We start from the raw sequence: 16,263 nt of genomic DNA on the forward strand, positions 1-16,263 counted from the left end.
ACCGTCCGGTGGGCGGGGCGGGGCGGCCGTAGAGTGGGGCGGATGAGCAGCGCGAAGAGCGAAGTCGCCGCCCTGATCGAGTCGGTGTGCGCGGAGCGGGAGCTGGTCGCCGAGTCCACCGGCGAGGCGTCGTACGCGGTCACCCTGCCCGGCACCCACAAGCTCAAGACGGTCTGCAATCTCATCGTCGGTGAGCACGCGCTGCGGGTCGAGGCGTTCGTGATGCGCCAGCCGGACGAGCGGCGCGAGGAGCTGTGGGCGTGGCTGTTGCAACGCAACGCCAGGATGTACGGGGTGTCCTTCTCCATCGACGCGGCCGGCGACGTCTACCTGACCGGCCGGGTCAACCTCGGAGGGCTCGACGAGGCCGAGCTGGACCGGCTGCTCGGCGCAGTGCTGACGTACGCCGACGAGTCCTTCGACACGATGCTGGAGATCGGCTTCGGCGCCGCCATCCGGCGGGAGTGGGAGTGGCGGGTCAAGCGCGGCGAGTCGACCGCCAACCTGGCTGCGTTCGCGCACCTCTTCGAGCCGTCGCCGGCGACGTCGGCGCAGGCGGGGGGTTCGGAGCCGTCCTGAGGGGTATGCCGCACCGCGCGGTGCGGCACTGGGACCGACCGCGCGCCGAGGACGGACTGTCGAGGAGCGTGCATCCCATGGCTCAGCGAAACAGCTCAGGTCGCGGCGGGACTGCGACCAGGACGAAACGGCAGGCGGGCAACCAGACCCCGAACACGCCGGGGATCTCCGAGTCGGAGATCTCCCGGATGAGGGCCGACGACATCCGTGGCCAGTTGCGTCGCCGCGGCGTCTCCGGGATCTCCGCCCTGCGCAAGCCGGAACTGGTGAAGACCCTGACCCGGACGCTGCGCGCCGAGGTCCGCTCCGGCGGCGCGGCGCGGGGCAGCACCGGGCCGGCGGGCCGGGCCCGTGGCACGAAGACCGCAGCCGGCGCGCGCAAGGCGACCGGGGGTGCCCGCAAGGCGGCTCCGGCCCGGGCGAAGGCTACGGGGTCGCGGGCGAAGGCAGCTCCGGCCCGGGCCAAGGCGGCCTCCGCCCCGGCCCGGAAGGCAGCCCCGGCCAAGGCGGCTCGGGCCAAGGCGGCTCCGGCGCGGGCGAAGGCTACGGGGTCGCGGGCGAAGGCGGCTCCGGCCCGGGCGAAGGCGGCTCCGGCCCGGGCGAAGGCGGCCTCCGTCCCGGCCCGGAAGGCGGCCCCGGCCCGCAAAACGACCACGACGGCGGCCGGTAACCGGCGGGTGGCCCCCGCCGGGGCCCGGAAGGCCGCCGCGAACCAGCGGCAGGCCGTCCCGTCGGCGGCCGGCCGGTCGGGCACCAACCAGCGGCAGGCGCCGGCCCCGGCTAGCCAGGGTGCCCCGAACCGGCAGCGGTCGGCCGTCCGGACCGGAGGTTCGACGTCCCGCTCGGTGCGGTCCTCGCAACTCATCACGTCGCTCCAGGACCGGCCGGAGCGCCCGGGGCGCAGCCTGGTCACCACCGACCACGACGTGATCCGGCGCTGGGCGCAGGAGCGCGGCGCGCGGCCGGCCACGGTCGCCGGGACCGAGCGGGAGGGTCGGGCGGGGGTGCTGACGTTCAACATGCCGGGCTACCGGGAGAGCAGCCGGATGCGCGAGATCACCTGGGACGAGTGGTTCGACACCTTCGACGTACGCCGGCTGAACCTCATCTACCAGGAGCAGTTGCGTGACGGACGGCAGAGCAACTTCTTCCGCACGGAGTCGCCCGATCGGGCTGACGCCTGAGGGTTTGCGGGAATGCCCGGCGGGTAGACGCTGTTGGCCCAAGCGAGGCCGGGTCCCGGTTCCGGACGACGGTGCTGTGACCGGCGAGACAGCCGATCCGGGTTGAATCCGCAATCTGGGCGAACTAGCTTTATTGCACCGCGCCAAGCTCGGAAACGTTCGGGGGAGCGGCGGATCGATCAGATCCGTGCACGGGCGAGGCGCAGGGGAACGGATGGGTCACACCGTTGGGGGACGGTGCCATCCGGGGGATCCGGCGGCGCGAGCGGGCGACGCTTACGGGGGTGAGGGTCGCCCGCCGCCGCCGGGCACGTTGCGAGCGTCCACCACGGCCCAAGGTCGGGGTGGACGCTTTGCGCGTTCCTGAACCCGCCCCCCGCCCCCTCTCGGGGCCCGCGCCGGAACATGGCCCGGCATGATCGTCTGCTGGATACCGACACGACACGCCGGGCCCGCTGTCGCTCAACGACAGACGATCATGAAACCACCCCGTTACCGGGATTCGCGTCCAGTCCGGGGCGGATGTCCGTTTGTCTGGTTAGTTGGTGGCCGGGGGGCTGCCGGCCCCGGCGGCGGCCCCGGCCAGGGGCTGCCCTTCCCCATGCCGCAGGGCGGCCACGCGGCGTTCCCGAGGCGGGCCGGCCAGGAGGTGGCCCCCGGCGGCCAGCAGGCCCAGCGCGCCGACGATCAGCCAGTGCAGGTCGCCGAGGTGCTGGAGGCTGAGCCCGCCCAGGGCCGGCGCGACGAACGACGCCGCCGGGAAGGCCAGGTAGAACACCGACTGGTAGCGGGCGCGCAGCCCGGGCGGGGCGAGGTCGGCGTTGATCTGTGCGTTCGGCGGGGCGGCGAGCATCGAGCCGGCCGTCCAGACCACCGCGGCGGCCAGGTACGCCGGCAGCGTCCCGGCGAAGGCCAGGGCACCGAAGCCGAGGGCGAGCAGCGTGGTCGACGCGGCGAGCACGACGCCCTTTCGGTACCGGTCGACCAGCCGGGGCACGAAGAGTTGGCCGAGCACGATGAGGGCACCGCCGAGCGCCACCACCGTCCCGTACGCCGACGGCCCCAGCCCGTCCGCGCGCATCGCCAGGGGCATGATCGTCGAGGTCTGCATGGTGAGCACGGCCAGCACGAAGGTGAGCCCGACGAAGACCAGGAACGTCCGGTCGGTGAGCGCGGTGTGCAGCCCGGGCCGGCGCGGCCCCCGGGTGCCTCCCCTCCGGGCGGTCCGGTGGCCGTCCGGGGACGGGGTGGCCCGGGTGCGGGCGAGGGTCTCGGGGACCTTCCACCAGATCACGACGGCGGCGGTCAGGGTGGCCCCCGCGTCGACCAGGAACAGCGCCAGGAAGCTGGCCTCGGCGAGCAGGCCGGCCAGCAGCGAGGCCACGGCCATGCCCAGGTTGAACGCCCAGAACTGGAGGTTGAACGCGCGGGAACGGCGGTGCTCCGGCACCACGTCGACGATCGCGGCGACGAAGGCCGGGCTGGGCATGGAGTGCACCACCCCGACCAGGGCGGCCAGCGCGGCGATTGCGGCCAGGTGCCGGCTGAAGGCCAGCCCGACCATCAGCCCGGCGGTGGCCAGGTGCGCGGCGAGCAGGGTGGCCCGCCGTCCCCACCGGTCGGCCAGCACCCCGCCGAGCAGCACGCCAACCGCGCCGCCGGCCCCGTAGGCCCCGACCACCGCGCCGGCCAGCGCGGCGCTCGCCCCGCGCGCCTCGGCCAGGTACAGCGGCAGGAAGAGCATGGCGAACGCGCCGGCCCGGTTGATCAGCAGACCCGCCCAGAGGTACCAGAACGTGGCGGGGAGACCGCCTGCGGAGTCATGCCACCAGCGCCGCAGGGGATGCATCCGACCTCCCGGTAAAGCTTGTTGACAATTCCGTCGACGGTAGGAAAGCCAGGGCCGGGCGCGCCAGCGTGTTCCTGGTCACCGGGTCGGGGCGGCCCGGCGGCCCCGGTCGGGCTCCGGGGCGTACCCGTCGGTGGCGGACCCGACCGGCTCGGCGGGCGCGGTGGCCGCGGCCTCGGCCTCGGCCGCCTGGGGCGCCGGGGGCCGGACGACGGTGACCGGCTCGACCGGCGCGGCCGGCGGGCGCAGCGCGGCGGCCCGCCGCTCCCGGGCCGGGCCGGAGACCAGGTGGCCGACCGCCATCGCCGCGCCGAGCGCCGCGCAGCCCAGCCAGAGCGCGCCGTTGCCGGCCTGCTGCCGGACCAGGCCGCCGAGCAGCGGGGCGGCGGCCCCGGCGAGCTGCCAGGACAGCGAGAACACCCCCTGGTACCGGCCGCGCAGGTCGGCGGGGGAGAGCTCGGCGATCAGGGTGGAGTTGGACGGCGAGTTGAGCATCTCGCCGACGGTCCAGACCAGCACGGTCAGCGCGTAGAACCAGGCGACGTCCGCGAACGCGGTGAGCCCGAAGCCGACCCCCATCACCACGGCGGCCAGGGCGAGCACGTGCGAGCGGCTGCGCCCCCGGATCAACCGCGGGACGAAGAGCTGCCCGGCCACGATCAGCACCCCGTTGAGCGCGATCACGGTGCCGTAGGTGGACGGGCTCAGGCCGTCGTCGCCCATGGCGATCGGCAGCATCGAGATGTGCTGGAGGAAGACCAGCGCGCCGAGCAGGTTGAGCGCGACGAAGCCCAGGTACACCCGGTCGGTGAGGATGGTGCGCAGCGCGCCCCGGGGACGGGCCGCCTCGGCGGCGAGCGTGACCGCGACGGCCGAAACCCGGGTCTCTCGCACCTTGACGAAGATGATCACGGCCGTGGCCAGGGTGGTGATCGCGTCGATCACGAACAGCAGCAGGTAGCTGGCCTCGGCGGCGAGCCCGGCGAGGATCGCGGCGCTGGCGAAGCCGAGGTTGATCGCCCAGTAGTTGAGCGAGAACGCGCGCAGCCGGTCCCGCTCCGGGACGACGTCGATCATCATGGCGCCGAACGCCGGCCGGGCCGCCTCGGCGAACAGGCCGAGCAGCAGCGCGCCGACGGCGACCGCCCAGAGTTCCCGGGCGAAGCCGAGGGCGAGCATCATGCTCGCCGCGCCGAGGTGGGCGGTGAGCAGCGTAGGTCGCCGGCCCCACCGGTCGGCGAGCGTCCCGCCCAGCGTGGTGCCGACCGCGCCGCCGACGCCCCAGAGGCTGAGCACCAGGCCGGCCGCGAGCTCGTCGAAGCCGCGCTCCTGGGTGAGGTAGATGGCCAGGAAGATCAGGACGAACGAGCCGAGCCGGTTGATCAGGGTGCCGGCCCACAGGTACCAGAAGGTTCTCGGCAGTCCGCCGGTGGTGTCCCGGAACCAGCCCCGCATCGTCCGCACGCTCGCGCCCCCGCCTCGGTAATGACCGACCTATCTAAAGCGCCTTACAACCTAGTCTCGCCCGTGATCGCTGGTCACCAGCTTTTCCACGTGGTGGTCGTCACCGCCCGTCCCCGCGTGTCCACCGGAGGCGTACGGCAGGATGATCGGCATGACTGCGAGCGAAGGGCCCACCATCGGGACGCTGGTCCTGCTGCGGCACGGCGAGAGCGACTGGAACGCGAAGAACCTCTTCACCGGCTGGGTCGACGTCGACCTGACCGCCAAGGGTGAGAACGAGGCGCGGCGCGGCGGCGAGCTGATGCGCGAGCACGGCCTGCTGCCGGACGTGGTGCACACCAGCGTGATGCGCCGGGCGATCCGCACCGCCGAGCTGGCGTTGAACGCCGCCGACCGGCACTGGATCGCGGTGCGCCGGTCGTGGCGGCTCAACGAGCGTCACTACGGCGCGTTGCAGGGCAAGGACAAGAAGCAGACCCTGGACGAGTACGGCGAGGAGCAGTTCATGCTCTGGCGCCGGTCGTACGACACGCCGCCGCCGCCGATCGCCGACGACGACGAGTGGTCGCAGGTCGGCGACCCCCGGTACGCGCTGCTGCCGGCCGAACTGATGCCGCGCACCGAGTGCCTCAAGGACGTCGTCGAGCGGATGCTGCCGTACTGGTACGACTCGATCGTGCCGGACATCCTGGCCGGCCGGACGGTGCTGGTGGCCGCGCACGGCAACTCGCTGCGCGCCCTGGTCAAGCACCTCGACCAGATCAGTGACTCCGCGATCGCCAAGCTGAACATCCCGACCGGCATCCCGCTGCGCTACGACCTGGACCCGCACCTGCGCCCGCTCACCCTGGGCGGGACGTACCTCGACCCGACCGCCGCCAAGGCCGCCGCCGCCGCGGTCGCGAACCAGGGCCGCTGACGACGTCGGAAGGGGCCCCTGCCGACGCCTCGCGCGCGGCAGGAGCCCCTTCCGGACCGGCTCACTCGGCCGACGCGGCGGGCTCCCCGGTGATCAGGTAGACGACGCGCTCACCGGCGTTGACCGCGTGGTCGGCGAACCGCTCGTAGAAGCGGCCCAGCAGGGTGGCGTCGATCGCCGTCTCCACCCCGTACGGCCAGTCGTCGCCGAGCAGCACCGCGAACAGGCTCTTGTGCAGGTCGTCCATCGTGTCGTCGTCGCGGTCGAGTTCGGCGGCGAGATCGGCGTCGGGCGCGGCCAGCACCTTGCCGATCTTCTCGGCCATCCGGTCGGCGATCGACGCCATGTCGGTGAAGACCGTCCGCAGCTCCGCCGGGACCGCCGGGGACGGGTGCCGGCGCAACGCGGTCTTCGCCACGTGGTCGGCCAGGTCGCCCATCCGCTCCAGGTCGGCGGCGACGTGCAGGGCGGTGATCATGGCCCGCAGGTCGGAGGCGACAGGCGCCTGCCGGGCGAGCAGGTCGCAGACCCGCTCCTCGACGTGCCGGTAGAGGTCGTCGATTTCGGCGTCCCGCTCGATCACGGTCTCGGCCGCCTGACGGTCGGCGGTGAGCAGGGCGCGGGTGGCCTCGCGCATGGCGGCACGGATGGCCTCCGCCATGTCCACCAGCAACTGGCTGACGATCTGGAGGTCGGCCCGGAACTCGTCGCGCATCATCACGTCCTGTGGTCGGTGGTCGCCGGCCCGGCGGTCCGGGCGTCGGCGCAGGGGTCGAGCAGGTGCGCGACCACCGTAGGTCGGGGGAGATGCCCGGAGGTGAACGCCGGTGAACGGCGCGGGACCGAGGAGTGAACATTGCCGGAAGCGAGGGCGCTTCATCCCGTTTATGGCGATACCCCGGTGAACAATGACCCTACGATCGCCGGGTGGAATGGGCGGTGACGGCGGCGATGGTCGTGGCGCTGGTGGCCGGGCTGGCCATCGGGGCGCTGCTGCCCCGGCTCGTGGGGGCGTGGCGCCGCCGCGGCCCGGCCGCCGGGGGCAGCGGGTTCGGCCGCCTGCTCCGGACCTGGGGGAGGCCCGCGATGGTCGACGATCAGCAGACCGTCCTGTCCAGCCTCGGCCGCCGGACGGTGGACTCGCTGCGCGCCGGCGTCGTGGTGCTCGACACCGACGACGTGCCGGTACTGGTCAACCCGGCGGCCCGGGCGATGGGGCTGCTGCGCGCCGGGGCCACCCCCGGCACGATCGCCGCGCACCCGCTGATCCGTACGCTGGCCGGGCAGGTGCGCCGCACGGGCGCGCGGCGCGAGATCGAGCTGGACCTGCCGCGTGGCCGCGACAACGCCGGCCCGGGCCCGCTCGGCGTGCACCTGCGGGCGATGGCGGTCGGCGGCGGGCACGTGGCGGTCGAGGCGGTCGACGTCACCGAGTCGCACCGGCTGGCCCAGGTCCGCCGGGACTTCGTGGCCAATGTCAGCCACGAGTTGAAGACCCCGATCGGGGCCCTGCAACTGCTCGCCGAGGCGCTGTTGGACGCCACCGAGCCGGCCGGCGCGGCGGCCATCGACCTCCCCGAGGACCTGGTCGCGGCCCGCCGGTTCGCCGAGCGCATCCAGCACGAGTCGACCCGGCTGGGCCGGCTGGTGCAGGAGCTGCTGGAGCTGACCCGGCTCCAGGGGGCCGAACCGCAGCCCGCGCCCGAGCCGGTCGCGGTGGACTGGGTGGTCGCCGAGGTGCTCGACCGCACCCGCACCAGCGCCGCCGCCCGCCGCGTCGAGGTGATCATCGAGGGCGAGCGCGGGCTGACCGTGTACGGCAGCGACTCCCAGATCGCCACCGCCGTGGCCAACCTGGTCGAGAACGCCGTCAACTACTCGGGCGAGGACACCACGGTCCGGGTCACCGCCCGGGCCGAGGGCGAACACGTCGCGATCTCCGTCGCCGACCAGGGGATCGGGATCGCGCCGACCGACGTGGAGCGGGTCTTCGAACGGTTCTACCGCGCCGACCAGGCCCGGTCCCGGGCCACCGGCGGCACCGGGCTGGGCCTGGCGATCGTCAAACACATCGTCAGCAACCATGGCGGACGGGTCGAGGTGTCGAGCACTCTGGGGGGTGGGTCGACGTTCACCCTCCGGCTGCCCGCCCGTCCACCGGACGACCTCCTGCCGACAATGCCGTCCGGTGGGATCGAGGCCGGCCCGGCCGAGCTCCGGCAGGCATGACCGCGATGAAAGGACAAATCTGTTGAGCCGCGTTCTGGTGGTCGAGGACGAGGAGTCGTTCTCCGACGCCCTGTCGTACATGCTCCGCAAGGAAGGCTTCGAGGTCTCGGTCGCGGCCACCGGCCCGGCAGCCCTCACCGAGTTCGACCGGACCGGCGCCGACATCGTGCTGCTCGACCTGATGCTGCCCGAGATGTCCGGCACCGAGGTGTGCCGGCAGCTCCGCCAGCGCTCGCACGTGCCGATCATCATGGTCACGGCGCGGGACAGCGAGATCGACAAGGTGGTCGGCCTGGAGATCGGGGCCGACGACTACGTCACCAAGCCGTACTCGCCCCGGGAGTTGGTCGCCCGTATCCGGGCGGTGCTGCGCCGGCAGAGCCAGGAGGCGACCGACTCGGGCACGCCGACCCTGACCGCCGGCCCGGTGCGGATGGACATCGAGCGGCACGTGGTCACCGTGGACGGGGGCAGCGTGCAGCTTCCGCTCAAGGAGTTCGAGCTGCTGGAGCTGCTGCTGCGCAACGCCGGCCGGGTGCTGACCCGGGGGCAGCTCATCGACCGGGTCTGGGGGGCCGACTACGTCGGCGACACCAAGACCCTGGACGTGCACGTGAAGCGGCTGCGCTCGAAGATCGAGCCGGAGCCGTCCGCGCCGCGGTTCATCGTCACCGTCCGCGGACTGGGCTACAAGTTCGAGCCGTGACCGGGCGGTGCCCCGCGCCGGGCAGCCCCGACGTGCCGGCCGGCTGACCGTTGCGGGGCCTCAGCCGCTGGCCGGGTGCGGAGCGACCTGGCCCTGGCGGATCCGGGCCGTGCACAGCTCGGCGAGCTTCGCGTACGCGGGCGCGCCGATCAGCGCGGTCAGCTCCGGGCCGTACGAGACGTACATCGACTCGGCGCCGACGTGCGCGTCCGTCGACGAGGTGCACCACCAGTCCAGGTCGTGCCCGCCCGCGCCCCAGCCCCGGCGGTCGAACTCGGTCAGGGTGGAGATCAGCACCTTGGTGTTGTCCGGGCGCTTGTGCCACTCCTGGTCCCGCCGGACGGGAAGCTGCCAGCAGACGTCCGGCTTGTACTCCAGCGGGTGCACCCCGTCGCGCAGCGCCTGGGCGTGCAGCGCGCAGCCGCCGCCGGCCGGGAAGTCGGCGTCGTTGAGGAACACGCACGGGGCGTCGACGTCGCGGGTGGCGGTGCGCCGGGCGGGGTTCTCGCCGTCGATGGTGTCCTCGGAGGTCCAGTTCCTGAACCCGCGCCGGAAGTGCTGCCAGGTCCCCGGGGTGAGCCGCCTGACCGCCGCGCGGACCCGCTTCTCGTCGTCCGGGTCGGTGAAGAACGCGCCGTGCGAGCAGCAGCCGTCGGCGGCCCGGCCGGCGACGATGCCGTGGCAGCCCTTGCCGAACACGCACGTCCAGCGGGACAGCAGCCAGGTCAGGTCGGCCCGGACCACGTGCGTGGCGTCGGCCGGGTCGACGAACTCGATCCACTCCCGGGGGAAGTCCAGCCCGACCTCCCGGCTGCGCGGGTCGTCGGGATCGTCGACCAGGGTCCGGATCTCGATCTGGCTCGTCACCCGGCCCAGCGTACGCCCGGTCGCCCGGTCCCACCGGCGAGCCGACGATCCGGCCAGGCCCTACTGTCTTCAGCATGCGACTGGGAGTCCTCGACGTCGGGTCCAACACCGTGCACCTGCTGGTGGTCGACGCCCACCGCGGCGCGCACCCCTGGCCCGCGCACTCCGAGAAGGTGGTGCTCCGGCTCGCCGAGCAGATCGGCCCCGACGGCGCGCTCACCGAGGCGGGGGCGGACGGCCTGGTCAAGGCGGTGGGCGCGGCCCGGGCCGCCGCCGTCGGGCTGGACGCCGCCGACCTGATCGCGTTCGCCACCTCCGCCGTGCGCGAGGCCACCAACGCGCAGGAGGTGCTGGCCCGGGTGCGCGACGAGACCGGTGTACGCCTGGAGGTGCTCTCCGGCGCGGACGAGGCACGGATGACGTTCCTCGCGGTGCGGCGGTGGTTCGGCTGGTCGGCCGGGCGGCTGCTGGCGCTGGACATCGGCGGCGGCTCGCTGGAGATCGCCGCAGGCATCGACGAGTACCCGGACGTCGCGGTGTCCCTCCCGCTCGGCGCGGGCCGGCTGACCCGCGACCGGCTCCGGGTCGACCCCGACAGCGCGGCCCCGCCGTCCGCCGAGGCCGTGGAGGAACTCCGGGAGTACGTCGACGGGCTGCTCGACCCGGTGGCGGAGAAGATGGCCGAGATCCACTGGGAACGCCCGGTGGCCACCTCGAAGACGTTCCGCACGCTGGCCCGGCTGGCCGGCGCGGCCCCGTCCGGTGCCGGGCTCCGGGCCCGGCGCAGCCTGACCCGGGACGGCCTGCGGCAGGTGCTCGGCTTCGTCCGGCACATCCCACCGCGCCACCTGTCCGAGCTGGAGGGGGTGAGCGTCGGACGGGCACACCAACTGCTGGCCGGGGCGGTGGTGGCCGAGGCGGTGATGCGCCGGCTCGACGTGCGGTCGCTGGAGATCTGCCCGTGGGCGCTGCGCGAGGGGGTCATCCTGCGCCGGCTGGATCAGCTCACGCCGATGTGAGAAACCGTGGCCGTTACGCGGTGGTTTGCGACCGCTCGTCACGATGCCGCAACCGGACCGGGCTACGCTGGCTGGTGTGACTTCCCGCGTGCCGGTGCTCCTGTCCACTTCCTCGGTCTTCCCTGAGCGGACCGCGGCGGCGTTCCAGTTGGCCGCGGCGCTCGGCTACGACGGCGTCGAGGTGATGGTCTGGACCGACGCCGTGAGCCAGGACGCCGGCGCGCTGCGCGGCCTGGCCGAGCACTACGGGGTGCCGGTGCTCTCCGTCCACGCGCCCTGCCTGCTGGTCACCCAGCGGGTGTGGAGCCCCGACCCGTGGGAGCGGCTGCGTCGGGCCGGCGAGCTGGCCGAGACGCTGGGGGCGCCGACCGTCGTGGTGCACCCGCCCTTCACCTGGCAGCGGGACTACGCCCGCAACTTCGCCGACGGGCTGGCGACGATCGCCGACCGGTTCGACGGCCTGCGCTTCGGGGTGGAGAACATGTACCCGGTGCGGATGGCCGGCCGGCAGTTCGTCCCGTACGTGCCGGGCTGGGACCCGACCGAGACCGGCTACCCGTCGTACACGCTCGACCTGTCGCACTGCGCCGCGTCGCACACCGACTCGCTGGAGATGGCCGACCGGATGGGCGGTGCCCTGGCCCACGTGCACCTCGGCGACGGCACCGGCGAGGGGCGCGACGAGCACCTGGTCCCGGGGCGAGGCACGCAGCCCTGCGCCGAGCTGCTCCGGTCGCTCGCCGGGCGCGGTTTTACCGGCTCGGTCGCCGTGGAGGTCACCACCCGGGGCGCGAGGAGCCGCGCGGTCCGCGAGGCCGACCTGCGCGAGGCCCTGGACTTCGCCCGCGCCCACCTAACCGCCCCGTCCCCGATCGACGCCTGACCCACCCCGGCCCGCCCGGCGCACAGCGACCCTCTCCGCACTTTCAGGGAAAGAGTGGTTATTCCGACCCGGATGGCCACTCTTTCCGTGAAAGTGCGGGGGCGGGCCGTGGGGGTGAGGGTGGGGCGGGGTCAGCTCACCGGGGTGAGGGACTCGTCGGCCGGCGCGGCGACCTGCTCGCCGATCGCCGCGCGCTTGCGGGCCCGGTGCGCGGCCACGTGCGAGCGGGTCGCGCAACGCTCTGAGCAGAACCGCCGGCAACAGTTCGACGAGGTGTCCAGGTAGACGTTGCCGCAGCGCTCGTCGGCACAGACCCCGAACCGGGCGCTGCCGTACTCGCAGAGCCAGACCGACAGCCCCCACGCGGCGCCGGCCAGGTACTCCGCGCTCACCGACGCGCCCCGGCTGGTCACGTGCATGTGCCAGTCGCTGGAGTCGTGGCCGGAGATGCGCGGCTGAACCGGGTACGCCTCCAGCAGCGTGTTCAGCTCGGCCACCGCCTGGACGTCCCGCCCGGAGGTGCCGTAGTCGAAGATGTCGCGCAGGCGCTTCTGTGCCCGCCGGAAGATCGCGAGGTCCCGCTCCGCGACCTCGTCGCGCATCCACGCGTTCTCGTCAGGGAAGATGGCCCGCAGGTCGTCGAGGTCGTCCAGTCGGGCGTTGACGAGGTCAACCCCGGTCCGGGCGTACGCGTCGAAGTTCACGCCTTCAACCGTAGACGACTCAGGGGAGTCGCGGTGTATCGATGTAGTGCGGCAGGAACCGGGCGTAGCCGTCGGTGATCAGACTCCGGCTCTCCCGGACCCCCGCGCCGGCCGGCTGTCCGTCGACAATCCAGCTGCCCAGCACCACGTGGTTGCCGGCGAACTCCGGCAGGGCCCGGAACTCCTGGTAGCAGAAGCCCTCGTCGCCGTAGATGCCCGGATTGGTGATCTCCTGGCCGCCGGTGACGATCCGCACCGAGCCGCCCTCCCGGCCGAGCAGCGGCTTGGCCACGTACTCGGTCATGCCGCGCGGCGAGTCCAGGTATGCCGGCAGCAGGTACTCGTGGCCGGGGTACAGCTCCCACAGCACGGCGAGCAGCGCCTTGTTGGACAGCAGCAGCTTCCACACCGGCTCGATCCAGGTGGTCGGGGTGCCCGGGTCCAGCGCCAGCGGGCCGTACGGCTCGGCGAGCATCCACTCCCAGGGGTAGAGCTTGAAGCAGGTGGTGACCGGACGGTCGGCGGCGTCGACGAAACGCCGGCCGTCCCAGCCGACGTCCTGGATCGGCAGCAGCTCCGCCGCGAGCCCGGCCTGCCGGGCCGTCTCGGCCAGGTACCCGGCGGTGATCTGGTCCTCGCCGGACTCCTCCTCGTTCGACCAGGCCACGTGCACCTGCTTGTCGTGCAGGTCGGCGCCGAACCTCGCCCAGGCGGCGACGAGCCGCTCGTGCAGGCTGTTCCACTGGTCCGCCTCGGGGCGGGTCTGCTCCAGCCAGTACCACTGGACGATGCTCGCCTCGACCAGCGAGGTCGGGGTGTCGGCGTTGTACTCCAGCAGCTTCGGCGGCCAGGTGCCGTCGTAGCAGAGGTCGAAGCGGCCGTAGAGGCTCGGCGGCGCCTCGCGCAGCGACCGGGCCACCGCCTCGGCCGCCCAGGCCGGGATGCCCAGTTCGGCGTACCGGTTGCGGGCCACGATGTGCTCGGCGGCGGCGACGGACATCCGGTGCAGCTCCGCGGTCGCCTCCTCCAGCCGGAGCACCTCCTCCAGGCCGAAGACGTACGCCGCGGTCTCGTCCCAGTACGACATGATCCCGCCGTCGGGCAGTTCGGTGTCGATGTAGACCAGGCCCTGCGAGCGGACGGTGGCGTCCCAGTCCGGGCGGGGGGTGACCGCCTCGCGCCGCACGTCAGCCCCCGCAGGAGGCGAGGTGGGTGCCGAACCCGCCGCGCTCCGGCACGGCCGCCGTGACCGGCCCCGAGTCGGTGCGGGCGGCGGTGGCGGCGGCCGGCACGTTCATCGCCAGCGCCACGGTCGTCCCACCACCGACCGGCCCGAGCGCGCAGTCGTCATCGTCGTCGGAGGACATGTTGCAGCCGGAGAGGGTGAGCGCGAGGGCGGTCAGCGCGCCGAGCTGCACGGTGGCCGACCGGAGTCGGCGTCGGGGACGTTCTTCCACGTGGATTGTTGTAGCCGATCCGCGCCACCTCGGCAGCCCGGGGGCACGGGGCCGACGTACGGTGCCCGCCTCCCGACGCGGGGACACGCCCGGGCGTTACCCTCGGCTCATGCTCCGTTCCGTCATCCTTGCCGCCTCCCGGTCATCCCAGGTCGAGCGGCTCGTCGCGACGGCCCCGTTCACCCGGGACGTCGTCCGCCGTTTCGTCGCCGGCTCCGGCACCGACGACGCGTTACGCGCGACCCGCGAACTCGTCGCGGACGGCCTCGCGGTCACCCTCGACAACCTCGGCGAGGACACCGTCACCGCAGAGCAGGCCACCGCGACCCGGGACGAGTACCTGAGGCTGCTGAGGCTGCTCTCCGACGCCGGGCTCACCCCCGCCGCCGAGGTCAGCGTGAAGCTCTCGGCGCTCGGCCAGATGTTCGACGAGCAGCTCGCGTACGACAACGCGCGGGCGATCTGCGCGGCGGCGGACGAGGCCGGCACCACGGTCACCCTGGACATGGAGGACCACACCACCACCGATTCGACCCTGGACGTGCTGGCCAGGCTTCGCAAGAGCTTCCCGTCGACCGGCGCGGTGCTCCAGGCGTACCTGCGACGGACCGAGTCGGACTGCCGGGAGCTGGCGTCGGTCGGGTCCCGGGTGCGGCTGTGCAAGGGGGCGTACAAGGAGCCGGAGTCGGTGGCGTACCAGTCCGCCCGCGAGGTGGACAAGTCGTACGTGCGGTGCATGAACATCCTGATGTCCGGCGACGGGTACCCGATGCTGGCCACCCACGACCCGCGCCTGATCGCCATCGGCGAGGACCGGGCCCGCTGGTTCGACCGGGGGTCCGACCGCTTCGAGTTCCAGATGCTCTACGGCATCCGGCCGGAGGAGCAGGCCCGGCTGGTCGGCGAGGGCTACCGGGTCCGCACCTACCTGCCGTACGGCACCGACTGGTACGGCTACCTGATGCGCCGGCTCGCCGAGCGCCCCGCCAACCTGGCCTTCTTCGGCCGGGCCCTCGTCTCGAAGAAGTAGGCGGGCCCGGACGGCCGTGGCGGCGCTCGCCCGAACGGCGCGGAGGTCGTAACCTTCGGCGGGTGACCGATGGGCTGGACAGGTGGGACGAACCGCGGCGACGCAAGCCGTGGCCGCTCCTGGCCGCCCTCGGCGTGGTCCTCCTGCTGCTCACCTGCGGCCTCCCGGCCGTGCTGCTGGTCGGCGTCCTGCACGAGGCCGCCGGCCGGTCCGTGGTCGGCAGGCTCGGGCCCGCCGACGCGGCCGACCCCGCCACCCTGGCGGCCGGTCAGCTCGGCGAGCGGATCGCCGCCCAGCTCGACCGACAGGCCACCGCCCTGCTCGGCGGCGACCGGGCCGGGTTCCTCGCCGTCGCCGAGCCGGCCGCCCACCCCGCCCTCACCCGCCGGTACGGCGCCCTGCGGGCGCTGCGGGTCACCGTCTGGCGGCCCGAGCAGACCGGCCTGCCGACCCTGGTCCCCGGCCGGCCCGACGAGTGGCGGATCATGGTCCGCTTCCAGTACTGCCTCGTGGTGCCCGGCTGCCGGCCGAGCCCCGTGCTGATCAACACCCGGTGGCGCGACGCCGCCGGGGCGCCCCTGCTGGTCGCCATGGAGGAGTCCCGGTCCGTCGAGACCGGCACCCGGCCGTGGGAGGTCAGCGAGCTGGTGGTCGCGGTCGGTCCGCGTACCGTCGTGGCCACCACCCCGGCGCTGCGCGGGAAGCTGCCCGGCCTGCTCCGCCAGGCCGAGACGGCGGCCCGGGTCGCCGACGGGTACGCGGTCGGGGGCGCCCCACCCGACCGGTACCGGGTCTTCTACGCCGGCCGCGCCGAGTGGCTGAGCTGGTACGGCGGCGGCCGGGCGACGTGGACCGGCGGGTACGCGGTCACCGTCGGCGGTGGCCACTACGAGGTGGTGCTCAACGCCGACGGACTTTCCGCCACCGGCGCTGACGACCTGCTCCGGCACGAGCTGACCCACGCCGCGTCCCTGCCCGAGCGCGGCTACCCGGGCACGTCCACCTGGTGGCTGGTGGAGGGGATCGCCGAGTACGCGGGCAGCGGCGCAACGCCGGTCGGCCGGTACGAAGGGCTGGCCAAGGTGCGCGGGATGCTCGCCCCGGGCGGCGGCTGGAACGGCCGGCTGGACGACCTGGCCCCGGCCGACGACGCCCCCGCCCAGCGGGTCGGCGGCAGCTACGGCGTCAGCTACCTGGCCGTGCGGCACCTCGTCGACCGGTTCGGCGAGCAGCGGGTCCTGGCGTTCTTCAGGGCGGTGGTGCACGACCGGCGGACGCCGGAGAAGGCCTCCGTGCAGGCGTTCGGTGAGCTCTGGGCGGGGCTGCACGACGAGTGCGTCAACTACGCCCGTTCGACGGCCGGCTGACCGGGC

General features: G+C 73.6%; 16 protein-coding genes. 9 read left to right on the top strand and 7 right to left on the bottom strand.

Annotated features, from left to right (window positions below):
- Positions 1–42 precede the first annotated feature (42 nt).
- Together ACH4T9_RS06765 and ACH4T9_RS06770 are read left to right on the top strand one after the other, a co-directional pair.
- A complete protein-coding gene (locus ACH4T9_RS06765) occupies positions 43–579 on the top strand; it encodes a YbjN domain-containing protein (protein ID WP_396670439.1) in 537 nt (178 codons plus the stop codon).
- 188 nt (positions 580–767) lie between these two features.
- Complete coding sequence (locus tag ACH4T9_RS06770; protein ID WP_396670756.1) at positions 768–1,763, top strand: hypothetical protein; 996 nt, start codon at positions 768–770, stop codon at positions 1,761–1,763.
- Positions 1,764–2,301: 538 nt separating this feature from the next.
- Here the strand turns inward: ACH4T9_RS06770 and ACH4T9_RS06775 are convergent.
- Positions 2,302–3,612 carry an MFS transporter gene (locus ACH4T9_RS06775; RefSeq protein WP_396670438.1) on the bottom strand — a complete coding sequence of 437 codons (1,311 nt, stop codon included), beginning with the start codon at positions 3,610–3,612 and terminating at the stop codon, positions 2,302–2,304.
- A 78-nt stretch (positions 3,613–3,690) separates the two neighbouring features.
- Complete coding sequence (locus tag ACH4T9_RS06780; RefSeq protein WP_396670437.1) at positions 3,691–5,076, bottom strand: MDR family MFS transporter; 1,386 nt, start codon at positions 5,074–5,076, stop codon at positions 3,691–3,693.
- Positions 5,077–5,227: 151 nt separating this feature from the next.
- Here ACH4T9_RS06780 and ACH4T9_RS06785 point away from each other — a divergent pair, with 151 nt between their 5' ends.
- Complete coding sequence (locus tag ACH4T9_RS06785) at positions 5,228–5,995, top strand: phosphoglyceromutase (protein WP_396670436.1); 768 nt, start codon at positions 5,228–5,230, stop codon at positions 5,993–5,995.
- A 61-nt stretch (positions 5,996–6,056) separates the two neighbouring features.
- On the opposite strand, the gene phoU is transcribed toward ACH4T9_RS06785, so the two are convergent.
- The gene (gene phoU / locus ACH4T9_RS06790) at positions 6,057–6,710 is read right to left on the bottom strand and encodes a phosphate signaling complex protein PhoU (RefSeq protein ID WP_396670435.1); all 654 of its coding nucleotides are present in this window, start codon (positions 6,708–6,710) and stop codon (positions 6,057–6,059) included.
- 212 nt (positions 6,711–6,922) lie between these two features.
- On the opposite strand from phoU, the gene ACH4T9_RS06795 reads away from it, so the two are divergent.
- Together ACH4T9_RS06795 and ACH4T9_RS06800 are read left to right on the top strand one after the other, a co-directional pair.
- The gene (locus ACH4T9_RS06795; protein WP_396670434.1) at positions 6,923–8,224 is read left to right on the top strand and encodes a sensor histidine kinase; all 1,302 of its coding nucleotides are present in this window, start codon (positions 6,923–6,925) and stop codon (positions 8,222–8,224) included.
- Between the two features lie 22 nt (positions 8,225–8,246).
- The gene (locus tag ACH4T9_RS06800) at positions 8,247–8,930 is read left to right on the top strand and encodes a response regulator (RefSeq protein ID WP_396670433.1); all 684 of its coding nucleotides are present in this window, start codon (positions 8,247–8,249) and stop codon (positions 8,928–8,930) included.
- 60 nt (positions 8,931–8,990) lie between these two features.
- Here the strand turns inward: ACH4T9_RS06800 and ACH4T9_RS06805 are convergent, their stop codons facing one another.
- Positions 8,991–9,797, bottom strand: coding sequence for a hypothetical protein (locus ACH4T9_RS06805; protein ID WP_396670432.1), 807 nt, complete (start codon positions 9,795–9,797; stop codon positions 8,991–8,993).
- A gap of 74 nt (positions 9,798–9,871) precedes the next feature.
- Between ACH4T9_RS06805 and ACH4T9_RS06810 the strand changes: the two genes are divergently transcribed.
- Both ACH4T9_RS06810 and ACH4T9_RS06815 read left to right on the top strand, forming a co-directional pair.
- Positions 9,872–10,816, top strand: coding sequence for a Ppx/GppA phosphatase family protein (locus tag ACH4T9_RS06810; protein WP_396670431.1), 945 nt, complete (start codon positions 9,872–9,874; stop codon positions 10,814–10,816).
- Between the two features lie 76 nt (positions 10,817–10,892).
- Positions 10,893–11,699: a sugar phosphate isomerase/epimerase family protein gene (locus tag ACH4T9_RS06815; RefSeq protein ID WP_396670430.1), complete on the top strand. Its 807-nt coding sequence runs from the start codon at positions 10,893–10,895 to the stop codon at positions 11,697–11,699.
- 131 nt (positions 11,700–11,830) lie between these two features.
- Here the strand turns inward: ACH4T9_RS06815 and ACH4T9_RS06820 are convergent, their stop codons facing one another.
- From ACH4T9_RS06820 to ACH4T9_RS06830, 3 genes are read right to left on the bottom strand one after another with little or no spacing between them, the layout of a single operon-like run.
- Positions 11,831–12,403, bottom strand: coding sequence for a CGNR zinc finger domain-containing protein (locus ACH4T9_RS06820; RefSeq protein WP_396670429.1), 573 nt, complete (start codon positions 12,401–12,403; stop codon positions 11,831–11,833).
- A 19-nt stretch (positions 12,404–12,422) separates the two neighbouring features.
- Positions 12,423–13,589 (bottom strand): glutathionylspermidine synthase family protein, encoded by a 1,167-nt coding sequence (locus tag ACH4T9_RS06825; RefSeq protein WP_396670428.1) that lies wholly within the window; start codon positions 13,587–13,589, stop codon positions 12,423–12,425.
- A 1-nt stretch (position 13,590) separates the two neighbouring features.
- Positions 13,591–13,860 (bottom strand): hypothetical protein, encoded by a 270-nt coding sequence (locus ACH4T9_RS06830; RefSeq protein ID WP_396670427.1) that lies wholly within the window; start codon positions 13,858–13,860, stop codon positions 13,591–13,593.
- 109 nt (positions 13,861–13,969) lie between these two features.
- Here ACH4T9_RS06830 and ACH4T9_RS06835 point away from each other — a divergent pair, with 109 nt between their 5' ends.
- Together ACH4T9_RS06835 and ACH4T9_RS06840 are read left to right on the top strand one after the other, a co-directional pair.
- Positions 13,970–14,890, top strand: a complete 921-nt coding sequence (locus ACH4T9_RS06835) for a proline dehydrogenase family protein (RefSeq protein ID WP_396670426.1) — start codon at positions 13,970–13,972, stop codon at positions 14,888–14,890.
- Between the two features lie 62 nt (positions 14,891–14,952).
- A complete protein-coding gene (locus ACH4T9_RS06840) occupies positions 14,953–16,257 on the top strand; it encodes a hypothetical protein (RefSeq protein ID WP_396670425.1) in 1,305 nt (434 codons plus the stop codon).
- Positions 16,258–16,263 lie beyond the last annotated feature (6 nt).

This window comes from Micromonospora sp. NPDC020750, assembly GCF_044334565.1.
In the GTDB taxonomy this organism is placed as follows: domain Bacteria; phylum Actinomycetota; class Actinomycetes; order Mycobacteriales; family Micromonosporaceae; genus Micromonospora.